Source organism: Sphingomonas sp. 66-10 (assembly GCF_001897045.1).
Classification (GTDB): domain Bacteria; phylum Pseudomonadota; class Alphaproteobacteria; order Sphingomonadales; family Sphingomonadaceae; genus Sphingomonas; species Sphingomonas lycopersici.
In genome coordinates, this window is sequence record NZ_MKRR01000048.1 from 1 (window position 1) to 11,399 (window position 11,399).

Annotated in this window: 12 protein-coding genes; 9 read left to right on the top strand and 3 right to left on the bottom strand. The window is 67.9% G+C overall.

The window, feature by feature from the left end; translation table 11 throughout:
* Positions 1-412: aconitase family protein (locus BGN95_RS05545; RefSeq protein WP_286771890.1), on the top strand; the 412-nt coding region annotated here is incomplete at its 5' end.
* 119 nt (positions 413-531) lie between these two features.
* On the opposite strand, the gene leuD is transcribed toward BGN95_RS05545, so the two are convergent.
* Together leuD and BGN95_RS05555 are read right to left on the bottom strand one after the other, a co-directional pair.
* Entirely contained in the window at positions 532-1,089 is a 558-nt protein-coding gene (gene leuD / locus BGN95_RS05550) for a 3-isopropylmalate dehydratase small subunit (RefSeq protein WP_286771891.1), read from the bottom strand.
* Positions 1,086-1,508 carry a MarR family winged helix-turn-helix transcriptional regulator gene (locus tag BGN95_RS05555; RefSeq protein ID WP_286771892.1) on the bottom strand — a complete coding sequence of 141 codons (423 nt, stop codon included), beginning with the start codon at positions 1,506-1,508 and terminating at the stop codon, positions 1,086-1,088. Before BGN95_RS05555 ends, leuD begins: the two co-directional genes overlap by 4 nt.
* Positions 1,509-1,619: 111 nt before the next feature.
* Between BGN95_RS05555 and BGN95_RS05560 the strand changes: the two genes are divergently transcribed.
* Genes BGN95_RS05560 through BGN95_RS05590 form a run of 7 tightly spaced genes read left to right on the top strand, consistent with a single transcriptional unit; the run spans position 1,620 to position 8,432 of the window.
* A complete protein-coding gene (locus BGN95_RS05560; RefSeq protein ID WP_286771893.1) occupies positions 1,620-2,540 on the top strand; it encodes a hydroxymethylglutaryl-CoA lyase in 921 nt (306 codons plus the stop codon).
* 44 nt (positions 2,541-2,584) lie between these two features.
* Entirely contained in the window at positions 2,585-3,712 is a 1,128-nt protein-coding gene (locus BGN95_RS05565; protein ID WP_286771894.1) for an alpha/beta hydrolase, read from the top strand.
* Positions 3,691-4,722 carry a phosphotransferase family protein gene (locus BGN95_RS05570; protein ID WP_286771895.1) on the top strand — a complete coding sequence of 344 codons (1,032 nt, stop codon included), beginning with the start codon at positions 3,691-3,693 and terminating at the stop codon, positions 4,720-4,722. Before BGN95_RS05565 ends, BGN95_RS05570 begins: the two co-directional genes overlap by 22 nt.
* The gene (gene eno, locus BGN95_RS05575; protein ID WP_286771896.1) at positions 4,719-6,020 is read left to right on the top strand and encodes a phosphopyruvate hydratase; all 1,302 of its coding nucleotides are present in this window, start codon (positions 4,719-4,721) and stop codon (positions 6,018-6,020) included. Before BGN95_RS05570 ends, eno begins: the two co-directional genes overlap by 4 nt.
* Entirely contained in the window at positions 6,020-6,934 is a 915-nt protein-coding gene (locus tag BGN95_RS05580) for an NAD(P)-dependent oxidoreductase (protein WP_286771897.1), read from the top strand. Before eno ends, BGN95_RS05580 begins: the two co-directional genes overlap by 1 nt.
* The gene (locus tag BGN95_RS05585; protein WP_286771898.1) at positions 6,934-7,632 is read left to right on the top strand and encodes an alpha/beta fold hydrolase; all 699 of its coding nucleotides are present in this window, start codon (positions 6,934-6,936) and stop codon (positions 7,630-7,632) included. Before BGN95_RS05580 ends, BGN95_RS05585 begins: the two co-directional genes overlap by 1 nt.
* A 17-nt stretch (positions 7,633-7,649) precedes the next feature.
* A complete protein-coding gene (locus BGN95_RS05590; protein ID WP_265314272.1) occupies positions 7,650-8,432 on the top strand; it encodes an SDR family NAD(P)-dependent oxidoreductase in 783 nt (260 codons plus the stop codon).
* 10 nt (positions 8,433-8,442) lie between these two features.
* On the opposite strand, the gene BGN95_RS05595 is transcribed toward BGN95_RS05590, so the two are convergent.
* The gene (locus BGN95_RS05595; protein ID WP_286771899.1) at positions 8,443-8,937 is read right to left on the bottom strand and encodes a DUF3237 domain-containing protein; all 495 of its coding nucleotides are present in this window, start codon (positions 8,935-8,937) and stop codon (positions 8,443-8,445) included.
* 108 nt (positions 8,938-9,045) lie between these two features.
* Between BGN95_RS05595 and BGN95_RS05600 the strand changes: the two genes are divergently transcribed.
* Complete coding sequence (locus BGN95_RS05600; protein WP_184316942.1) at positions 9,046-11,262, top strand: TonB-dependent receptor; 2,217 nt, start codon at positions 9,046-9,048, stop codon at positions 11,260-11,262.
* Positions 11,263-11,399 lie beyond the last annotated feature (137 nt).

Consider the following 11,399-nt stretch of genomic DNA (forward strand, 5'->3'; position numbering starts at 1 on the left):
CCCGGGCCAGCCGATCGCCGGGCTGCCGATCGATCGCGTCTTCATCGGCAGCTGCACCAACAGCCGGATCGAGGATCTGCGCGCGGTCGCCGCGATCGCACGCGGGCGACATGTCGCCGCCGGGGTGAAGGCGATGATCGTCCCCGGTTCCGGACTGGTCCGTCAGCAGGCCGAGGCGGAAGGACTAGCGGAGATCTTTCGCGCGGCGGGGTTCGACTGGCGCGAGCCGGGCTGCTCGATGTGCGTCGGGATGAACCCCGATCGCCTCGCGCCGGGCGAGCGGTGCGCGGCGACCTCCAACCGCAATTTCGAGAACCGCCAGGGCGCCGGCGGGCGGACGCATCTGATGAGCCCGGCAATGGCCGCCGCGGCGGCGATCGCCGGGCGGCTTATCGATCCGGCGGAGATTTAACGACCCACCACCCCCGTTCGGGCTGAGCTCGTCGAAGCCCTGCACTTTTCTTGCCATGAAGAAGGGCAGCCCTTCGACAGGCTCAGGGCGAACGGGGATAGGCTTTCCCGAAAACCGGATCAGGCCTGCTCGACCTCGAACGCGTCGATCGCGCCAGCGTGCCGCAGCGTGCGGTCGATATCGTCGAGCCCGTCGAGCAACACCTGCCGCAGATCGGGGTCGATCGCGAAGGTCAGGTTGAGCGGCCCGACGATGACGGTGCGATCGACGAGGCTCACCGTGATGCACTCATCGGGCGCCCGCTCCACTCGATCGAGCAGCGCGGCATAATCGTCGCCCGCCAGCGCGACCAGCAGCAACCCGTTGGTCGCGGCATTGCCGCTGAAAATCCCGCCGAAGCTCGGCGCGATGACGCAGCGGATGCCGTGATCGGCGAGCGCCCATACCGCATGTTCGCGCGACGAGCCCGACCCGAAATTGCGCCCCGCCACCAGAATCCGCGCCGCGGGATCGATCGCGAACCGCGTATCGATCGCGCGCATGTCGGCGAACAGCCGCGCGCCCAGCCCGCGCCGGTCGAGGCCCTTCATGAACCGCGCGGGGAGGATCTTGTCGGTATCGATATCGGCATCCGGCAATATGGCGGCGCGCGAGGTGACGATCGTCCAGGGCGTCATACGGGCTTTCCCCAATCCGCCGCCAGGGTTTCGAGCAATTGATCGAACCGTTCCTGCCCGATCCGCGCGGCCAGCACCCCGGTCAGCTCGGTCATCGCGGCCTGCGCGTCGTTGCGCATCCGCTCGCCGAACGCGGTCAGCGCGAGCCTTTTGTGGCGCGCGTCGTCGGGATCGTCCTCCAGCGTCACCACGCCCTTGTCGATCATCTGCGCGATCGTGGTGTGGATCGCCTGACGCGAGACCCCCAGCCGGCGCGCGATATCCGAAGGGCGGGTGACCCCGCTGACGATGTTGATCATCACCATCGACTGCGGCCGGCTGATATCGGGCCAGCCGCGCTCGTGGACGCGCGCCTGAAGCCCTTCGTCGAGCCAGCAGAATCGTTGGAACAGATGAATGATCAACTCGATGGACCGCATGAACGCGTTTAGACGGTGTTGTATCGCCCCGCGCAACCCGCACCGACGGCAATGGCGCGGGTTGCGGCGACGATTTACTTAGGATACTATGTTTTTTGAAGGGAGCAAGTCTTGCCTGCAGTCGAAATCGTCGAGGTCGCCGCCCGCGACGGGCTGCAAAATGAGAACAGCGTCGTTTCGACCGCGGCCAAGCTCGAACTGATCGACCGCGCGATCCGTGCGGGCGCGCGGCGGCTGGAGGTGACGAGCTTCGTCAATCCCGCGCGCGTGCCGCAAATGGCCGATGCCGAGGCGGTGGTCGCCGGGCTGCCGCGCCGCGACGACGTGACCTATATCGCGCTGGTGCTCAACCGCCGCGGCGCCGAGCGCGCGCTGGCGAGCGGCGTCGACGAGCTCGGCGCGGTGTGCGTCGCCAGCGACACGTTCGGTATTCGCAATCAGGGGCAGACCGCCGCCGAATCGCTTGCGGTCGCGTGCGAGACGGTGGCGCTGGCGCGGGCCGCCGGCCGCGCCGCGCAGATCACGATCGCCACCGCCTTCGGCTGCCCGTTCGAGGGCGAAGTGCCGATCGATCGCGTGGTGGAAATGGCGAAGCGCGCGGCGGACGCGCAGCCGCGCGAGGTGGCGCTGGCCGATACGATCGGGGTCGCGGTGCCGGCGCAGGTGACGGAAGCGGTGACGCTTGTCGCCGAGGCGATCGCGCCGCTGCCGGTGCGGGCCCATTTCCACGACACGCGCAACACCGCGATCGCCAATGTCTGGGCGGCGATCGGCGCCGGCGCACGCGTCATCGACGCCGCGCTCGGCGGGCTCGGCGGCTGCCCGTTCGCGCCCGGCGCCTCGGGCAATGTCGCGACCGAGGACGTGCTCTATCTGCTCGATCGCTCGGGAATCGCCACCGGTTACGATCGCACGCTGGCGATCGACACCGCATCCTGGCTGACCGGACTGATCGGCCGCGACCTTTCAGGCAAGGTACGCTGCGCCCCGCCCTTCCCGCCCGCGCACGGTGAGGCTGGACCGCGCGGATAGACGGCGATATACTTCGGTTACTAAGCAATAATACAGGAGTGGACATGGACCCGCGCGATACCAACGGGCTCGACGTACAATTCATCGGCAAACCCTCCCCCACGGCGCCGCGCATCCAGGCGGGCGGGCATCCGTGCCAGGGGATTTACTGGGCACCGGCGGGAAAGAAGCCCAAGACCGCGGTTATCGCCACCCATTACAACGTCGACTTCGCCGAACATTATATCGCGCCTTATTTCGCGCGGCGCGGCTATGGCTTTCTTGGCTGGAACACGCGCTATCGCGGGTTCGAGGATCAGTTCCTGCTCCACCACGCGATCCTCGACATTTCGGTCGGGATGCGCTGGCTCAAGGAAGAGGCGGGGGTCGAGCGGATCGTGATCCTCGGCAATTCGGGCGGCGGATCCTTGATGGGCGCCTATCAGGCCGAAGCGATCAAGCCGACGCTCGACGGCGAACTGCCCGAGGCGGTGCGCGATCTTTATCGCAACCTCACCAAGGCCGATCTCTATATCTCGCTCAACGCGCATCAGGGCCGGCCGGAAGTGCTGACCGACTGGATGGATGCATCGGTGACCGACGAGAATGATCCGCTCGCCACCGATCCTTCGCTCGATCCGTTCAGCGCGGACAATGCCCCGCCTTATTCGGACGAGTTCGTCACCCGCTATCGCGCCGCGCAGCGCGCGCGCAACCAGCGCATCACCGATTGGGCCAAGGCCGAATTGAAGCGGCTCAACGACGCCGGGGTGCCCGATCGCCTGTTCCCGATGTTCCGCGTATGGGGCGATTTGCGCTGCATGGACCCGGCGCTCGATCCGTCGGAGCGCAAGCCGCGCTGGTGCTATCGCGGCGATCCGGCGATCGCCAACCGCACCCCCTCGATCGGGCGGGTCAATTCGATCAAGACTTGGCTCAACATGTGGAGCCTCGAAACCTCGCCGTGCCAGGGCGCACCGCACCTCGCCAAATTCGATACCCCGGCGTTGGTGGTGCAGGGCACCGCTGACACCGGAGTGTTCCCGAGCGACGCGCGCAAGATCTTCGATCATATCGGCTCGTCCGACAAGCAGCCCGAGCTGATCCCCGGCGCGCATTACTTCGAGGATTCGATCGAGGAACGCGAGAATGCCGCCGATCTGATGGCGGCGTGGATCGCGGCCAAGAGCTGAGCGGGATGAGCGACATGGGGGACGCCGCCACGATCGCCGCCCTGCGCCGCGCCGGCATCGCGCCGGCGGGGCGTGCGGTGTCGCTCGCCCCGCTGTCGGGCGGGGTGTCGTGCGACGTATGGCTGGCGCGGATCGAGGGCGAGGCGCCGGTCGTCGTCAAGCGCGCCTTGCCGCAATTGCGCGTCGCCGCCGAGTGGCTCGCGCCGGTCGAGCGCGCCGAGAATGAGGTGCGCTGGCTCCAGCGCGTCGCCGGGATCGATCCGCGGCTGGTGCCCGCGGTGGTGGCGAGCGTGCCCGAGGAGCATATGTTCGCGCTCGCCTATCTCGCGCCCGAGGCGCATCCGGTGTGGCGCGACGAGCTGATCGCCGGGCGCGTCGATCGCGATTTCGCCGCCGGGCTGGGGCGCGCTCTCGCGCGCATCCACGCTGCGACCGCCGACCGCGCCGCCGATGCCGCCGCGTTCGACAGCATGGACCTGTTCGACGCGCTGCGCATCTCGCCCTTCCTGCGTTATGTCGCGGCCAACCGGCCCGAACTGGCGCCGCGGCTCGACGCGATCGCCGATGATCTCCAACGGCGCCGCGTCGCGTTGGTCCACGGCGACGTCAGCCCGAAGAATATCCTCGCCGGGCCGGCGGGCGGGGTGATCCTCGACGCCGAATGCGCGGTTTACGGCGATCCGGCGTTCGATCTCGCCTTCTGCACCACGCATCTGCTGCTCAAGACGATCTGGCTCGCCGGTCACGCCGCGGCACTTAAGGATTCGGCGTCGGCCTTCGTCGCCGCCTATCTCGCCGAGGTGACCTGGGAACCGGTCGGCGATCTCGCTACGCGTGCCGGATCGCTCGTCGCGGCGCTGCTGCTCGCGCGCGTCGAAGGCAAATCCCCCGCCCCTTATCTCGACGGCAACGCCAAGGAGACGGTGCGCGCCAAGGCGCTCGCGCTGCTCGCCGCCGCGCCGCTGCCGATCGACCAACTCATCGCCGCATGGCCAATGGAGCATCGATGACCAATTTCCGTATCGCCACCGTCCTCGCCCGCCAATTGTGGGATTCGCGCGGCCGCCCGACCGTCGAGGCCGAGGTGCGCCTCGAAGGCGGCGCGGTCGGCCGCGCGATCGCCCCGGCCGGCGCCTCGCGCGGCGCGCATGAGGCGGTCGACCTGCGCGACGGCGGCGCGGCATTCGGCGGGATGGGGGTGGCCAAGGCGGTCGCCAATGTCGCCGCGGAAATCGCCCCCGCGCTCGCGGGGATGGACGCGCGCGACCAGGCGGCGATCGACCGCACGCTGACGCAATTGGACGGCACCGCCAACAAGGGCCGGCTCGGCGCCAATGCCTTGGTCGCGGTGTCGATGGCGGTGCTCCACGCCGCCGCCGCTGCCGAGCGCGCGCCGCTGTGGCGCTATCTCGCGGGCGGGCGCAAGGTGCGCGTGCCGCTCCCCGAAATCCAGATCTTCGGCGGCGGCGCACATGCCGGGCGCCGCACCGACATTCAGGATTTTATGGTGATGGCGCCGCGCGCGGGGAGCTTCCGTCGCGCGCTGGAGATCACCGACGAGGTCTATCGCGCCGCCGGGCGGCTGATGGAGGCACTGGGGCCGCTTTCCGGGGTCGCCGACGAGGGCGGCTGGTGGCCCAATTTCTCGTCCAACGAACAGGCGCTCGATACGCTGACCAAGGCGATCGAAGCCGCCGGGCATCGCCCCGGCGAGGATGTGTTCATCTCGCTCGATATCGCGGCGAACGAATTGGGCGATACGACGGGCTACCGCCTCGCGCTCGACGATCGCCGAATGGACGGCGCGGCGATGGCCGAGGAAGTGATCGGCTGGACGCGGCGCTATCCGATCCTGTCGATCGAGGACCCGGCCTCGCAGGACGATTTCGCGACGATGGCGACGGTGATGCGCGCGATCGGCGATACCGTGCAGGTAATCGGCGACGACGTGCTCGTCACCAATGCCGCGCGCGTCGCCGGCGCGGCGGAGGCCGGGGCGTGCAACGCCGCGCTGATCAAGGTCAATCAGGTCGGCACCGTCACCGAGGCGCATGAGGCGCTGGAGGCGGCGCGCGCGCACGGCTGGGGGATGGTCGTTTCGGCACGCTCGGGCGAGACCGAGGATGTGACGATCGCACATCTCTCGACCGGCTGGGACGCCGGGCAGCTCAAGGTCGGTTCGTTCACCCGCTCCGAGCGGATGGCGAAGTGGAACGAAATGCTGCGGATCGAGGAGGAGATGGGCAATGACGCCGACTTCGCCGGCGCTTCGGCCTTCGCCGCCCCGGTCGCCGCGCGGCTCGGCTGATGAAGCTCGCGATCGACACGATCCCCAGCGCCGGCTTCCAGGCGCAGATCGACGCCGCGTTCGGTGCGGGCGCGGTGCAGGCGTTCGCGCCGGGCAATCCGCCGCCCGCCGATACCGAGGTGCTGCTCCACGTCCTTGCCCCGGTCAGCGCGGCGGCGATCGCGGGGGCGCCAGGGTTGCGGCTGATCCAGAAGCTTGGCGTCGGGGTGAATACGATCGCGCTCGACGCCGCCAAGGCGCAGGGGGTCGCGGTGTGCAACATGCCCGGGGTCAATGCGCAGGCGGTGGCCGAATGCGCGTTGACCCTGCTGCTCGCGGTGCTGCGCCGTACCGTCGCGCTCGACGCCGCGACCCGTGCCGGGCAATGGGCGGTGCCGTCCGCGGTGCTCGACACGATGGGCGAGGTCGCGGGGCGGACGATCGGGCTGGTCGGGATGGGCAATAGCGCGGCGCGGCTGGCGCGCGCGCTGGAAGCGCTGGGCGCCGAGGTGGTGTTCACCGCACGCACCCGCCACGCCGACAAGCCGTGGCGGCAGCTCCCACTCGACCAATTGCTCGCAATATCGGATGTCGTGTCGCTGCATGTCCCACTGACCGACGAGACCGCCAATCTGGTCGACCCGCTGGCGATGAAGCGCGGCGCGGTGCTGATCAACGTCGCGCGCGGCGGGCTGGTCGACGAGGCGCGGCTCGCCGAAGCGCTGCGCAACGGCCATTTGCGCGGCGCCGGGCTCGACGTCTTCGCGACCGAGCCGGTCGATCGCGCCGATCTGTTGCTCGCTTTGCCCAATGTCGTGGTCAGCCCGCATGTCGCATGGCAGACCCCCGAGACGCTGGCGCGCAGCCTCGCTGCCGCCGCCGAGAATGTTCGCCGGCTCGCGGCGGGCGACCCCTTGCTCAATCAGGTGATTTGATGTCGCGTCTTCCCATCGTCCTCGCCTCCGGCCAGTTGCTGACCGAGGAGACCTGGACACCACAGCGCGCCGCCTGGGCCGATCGCGACGTACATCACGCCGATCACACTCGCGACGAAACGATCGCCGGGATGGCGACGCGGCTGCTCGCCGCCGCGCCCGAGCGCTTTGCGCTGGTCGCGCATGCGATGGGCGGGTTCGTCGCGTTCGAGGTGATGCGCCGCGCGCCCGGGCGGGTGGCGCGGCTCGCGCTGATCGCGACGCTCCCCGCCGCCGACGGCCCGGCGCAGACCGCGCGGCGGCAGGGCTATATCGACCTCGTCGACGCCGGGCGGTTCGATCAGGTGATCGAGGAGCGCATCCCGATGCTGTTCCCGCCCGCCAAGCGCGACGATGCGCCGTTGCTCGCACTCGCGCGGCGGATGGCGGCGCAGACCGGGGCGGAAACCTTCCTGCGCCAGCAGCGCGCGATCATGAGCCGCATCGACAGCCGCCCGACGCTCGGCGCGATCACCGCGCCGGTGCTGCTGATCCGCGGCGATGCCGACGGCATCACCACCGCCGAACAGCAGCAGGAGATGCTCGACGGCATCCCCGGCGCGCATCTCGAAATCCTGCCCGGCGTCGGTCATCTGCCGACGATCGAAGCCGCCGGGCAAACCACCGCGCTGCTCACCGACTGGCTGGACCGCGCCTGACCGACGAAGGAAAACCGATGAGCGGGCTCGATACGCGCGTGATCCTCGTGACCGGTGGCGGCAACGGATTGGGACGCGCGCATAGCCGCCATCTCGCCTCGCTCGGCGCGCGGGTGATTGTCGCCGATCGCGACGTGCCGGCGGCCGAGGCGGTCGCCGATGAGATCAATGCCGCCGGGCATGTCGCACGCGCGGTGGCGCTCGACGTGGCGGACGAACGATCGGTGACCAGCGCCTTCGCCGAGGCGGTCGCGCATTTCGGCGAGATCGACGTGCTGGTGAACAATGCCGGCGGAGTCTTCGCGCCGCTCACCACCGCCGAGCATATCGCGCTCGACGACTGGAATCGCGTGATGGCGATCAACCTGACCGGCCCGTGGCTCTGCGCCCGCGCGGTGATCCCCGCGATGAAGCGACGCGGCGCGGGGCGGATCATCAACATCTCCTCGACCAGCTTTTCGCAGGGGCTGCCGGTCGAGCTGGTGCCTTATATCACCTCGAAGGGCGGGGTCGTCGGGCTGACGCGCGCGCTGGCGCGCGAGCTCGGCCCGCACGGCATCACGGTCAATGCGGTCGCCCCCGGCTATGTCCCCAAGCGCGCCGAACAGGTCCACGCCGGATCGACGCTGGGCATGGATAAGCGCGAGGCGATCAAGCAGATGGTGCTCGGCCAGCAGACGATCCCGCGATCGGGCGAGCCCGAGGACATCGTCGGCGCGGTCGCCTTCCTCGCCTCGGACGCATCGGGGTTTATGACCGGACAGGTGATGAACGTCGACGGCGGCTGGGCGCTGGTGTGACCCTTCAGCGTCAGCGCACCGTATAGAGCCGGTGCCGCGCACCGAGATCGGTGCGCTCGCCGACCCCGATCGCCAGCACGCCGTTGAGCCACGCATAATCGGGGCTCGCCGTTTCGAAGACCGGCGCGATGCGCAGATAATAGCGCGCCGGATCGACCGCCGAGGCCAAAGCCGGATCGCCGAACTCCCGCCGCACGTCGTCCGGGATCACGCTGCGGCCGTGATAATGCGCATAGATCAGCGCGCCGTCATGCGTCTTGAGGATCGCGCGCGCATCGAGCGTGCCGACCGAGGCATCGGCGCCGATCCGCCCGCCGACCGACCAATTCCCCCCGCCTGGCAGCACCTCGCCCGACAGCCGCGGGCCATCGAACTTGCCGCCGGTGATATAGCCGATCCTGCGGTCCCCGAACGGCGAGGCGCCGATCGGAATGATCCCGCCGGCGACGTGGAACTCGACCGTGCACAGATAATCGCCGAGCACCCGTTCCATCTCCGCCGTCATCGCGTCTATCTCCACTGGACTAATCGATAGTTAGTAGTCTAAGTGAATACACAGAACATAACAATAAGGCGCAGCGGCGCCCGACGCACTGAAGGGAGGATGGAGATGATGCGCAAATTCCACTTGTTGCTCAACGGGATCGCTGCGGGAACGATCGCCGCGGCGATCGGCGCGACGCCGGCCGCGGCGCAAACCGCGCCGGACGCGACCGCGCAGACCCCGCCGGCCGATCGCACCGACGGCGATATCGTCGTCACCGCGCAGAAGCGCGAGCAGCGGCTGCAGGACGTGCCGATCTCGATGGAGGTCGTGTCCGGGCAGAAGGTCGCCGATTTCGCCGCCGCCGATTTCAAGGCGGTGCAGAATTTCGTGCCCAACATGTTCGTCCAGCAGACCAACGGCAACGACACGATCTATATCCGCGGCTTCGGCTCGCCGCCCCAGAATTTCTCGTTCGACCAGGCGGTCAGCGTCTATATGGACGGGGTTTATGCGGGGAAGATGCGCCAGGCGCTCAACCCGTTCTTCGACGTCGCACGCGTCGAGGTGATGCGCGGTCCGCAGGGCGCGCTTTACGGCAAGAACACGCCCGCCGGCGCGATCAGCGTGGTCAGCGCGGGGCCGACCAAGACTTTCGAGGGCGGGATCACCGGGTCGTACAATTTCGATCTCGAGGGCTATGACCTGACCGGCTATGTCTCCGGCCCGGTCTCCGACACGCTGTCGCTGCGCGTCGCGACGCGGCTGCAGAACCAGGACGGCTATATCCACAACCTCGGCACCGGGAAGGACGACCCGCGCAACAAGCTGCAATTGTTCCGCGTCAGCGCCTTGTGGGAGCCGACCGACAATTTCAGCCTGTCGGGCAAGGTCGAAATGTCGAATTACGAGCGCGAGGGCGGGCTCGGGGTATCCAGCCCGACCACCACCGCGCAACAGCCCAAGCTGGTCCGGTACACGGTCAACAGCCCGCTCGGGCAGGAAGGCTATACCAACCGCTCGGTGCTCGGCTCGGTGACCGCCAACCTCAAGGTCGGCACGCACACGCTGACCTCGATCACCGGCTATTCGTGGTTCAACGGCTCGGTGACCAATTATTTCGATCAGCAGGTGCCGGGCACCGGGCAGATCGTCGAAAATTCGGTCGCCAACAAATATCCCGAGAACTTCCACCAATTCTCGGAGGAATTGCGCCTGCTCTCCCCGACCGGCGGCACGCTCGAATATGTCGTCGGCGCTTATTACGACCGGTCGACCTATAACGTCGATCCGTATCTCTATTACAACCTGCAGGCGCTCAATCTCGTCTCGCTCAACCAGACCTATTTCCACCAGCAAGCGCGCACGGTCTCGGTCTTCGGCCAGGCGACCTTGCGCCCGGCAGCGGGGCTCCGGATCATCGGCAGCCTGCGCTACACCAATACCCATAAGGACGGGCGGTTCAGCGGCGCATTGCTCGGCGGAAAGATCTTCCGGCCGCTCACCTCGGCAACCGGCTCGATCAGCGAGGGCCTCGCCGATCCGTCGGTGACCGTGCAATATGACGTGTCGCGCAACCTGATGGTCTATGCGGTCTATGGCCGCGGCTCGAAATCGGGCGGCTTCGTGTCGAACACGTTGGGCACGACCAACGCCACCTTCACCTATCGCCCCGAACGCTCGCGCAACTGGGAAGCGGGCATCAAATCGACCCTGCTCGACGGCAAGGCGACGCTCAACGTCTCGGTCTACGATACCAAGTTCACCGACCTGCAGACCTCGGGCTACGATCCCGACAGTTCGACCTATATCACCAAGAATGCGGCGGCCGCGTCGTCCAAGGGTGTCGAAGGGTCGCTCCGCATCGCGCCGAGCCGCTATTTCGACATCACCGCCTCCGCCGCCTATCAGGATATCAAATACGACAGCTATCCGGGGGCGCCGTGCCTCGCCGGGATGACCGGGCCGATCTGCGACCTGAGCGGGCACCGCCTGCCCTATACGTCGAAGTTCACCGGCAACGTCTCCGTCCACGGCCGCGCCGATATCGGCGACTACAAGCTCGACGGCACCGCGATCGTCGGCGGGCGCTCGGGTTATTTCGACTCCGACGATCAGAGCCCGCTCTACGGCTATCAAAAGGGCTATGCGAAGCTCGACCTGCGCATCCAGTTCGCGCCGCAGGACGAGCGGTGGCATATCGCGTTCGTCGGCAAGAACCTGACCAACAATCTGACCACCGGCAGCGCGTTCCGCCTGCCCTTCCCGATCACCACCGTGACGCGGTCGATCATCTTCGTCGAGCCGCCGCGCAACCTGGCGATCGAGGCGGGGGTGAAGTTCTGATCCGCTTTCCCCTCCCCGGCATTGCCGGGGAGGGCGTCGCCGCGCTGAGCGAACCAGGTTAAACCTACCTCTCCCCGTTCGGGCTGAGCTTGTCGAAGCCCTGCACTTTCTTTCCGAGGGAGAAGGGCAGCCCTTTG

Bases quoted from the DNA above. Each gene is read 5' to 3' on its own strand.
- leuD (WP_286771891.1), bottom strand. From the start codon at position 1,089: ATGACGCCCTGGACGATCGTCACCTCGCGCGCCGCCATATTGCCGGAT.
- BGN95_RS05555 (WP_286771892.1), bottom strand. From the start codon at position 1,508: ATGCGGTCCATCGAGTTGATCATTCATCTGTTCCAACGATTCTGCTGG.
- BGN95_RS05565 (WP_286771894.1), top strand. From the start codon at position 2,585: ATGGACCCGCGCGATACCAACGGGCTCGACGTACAATTCATCGGCAAA.
- eno (WP_286771896.1), top strand. From the start codon at position 4,719: ATGACCAATTTCCGTATCGCCACCGTCCTCGCCCGCCAATTGTGGGAT.
- BGN95_RS05580 (WP_286771897.1), top strand. From the start codon at position 6,020: ATGAAGCTCGCGATCGACACGATCCCCAGCGCCGGCTTCCAGGCGCAG.
- BGN95_RS05585 (WP_286771898.1), top strand. From the start codon at position 6,934: ATGTCGCGTCTTCCCATCGTCCTCGCCTCCGGCCAGTTGCTGACCGAG.
- BGN95_RS05590 (WP_265314272.1), top strand. From the start codon at position 7,650: ATGAGCGGGCTCGATACGCGCGTGATCCTCGTGACCGGTGGCGGCAAC.
- BGN95_RS05595 (WP_286771899.1), bottom strand. From the start codon at position 8,937: ATGACGGCGGAGATGGAACGGGTGCTCGGCGATTATCTGTGCACGGTC.
- BGN95_RS05600 (WP_184316942.1), top strand. From the start codon at position 9,046: ATGCGCAAATTCCACTTGTTGCTCAACGGGATCGCTGCGGGAACGATC.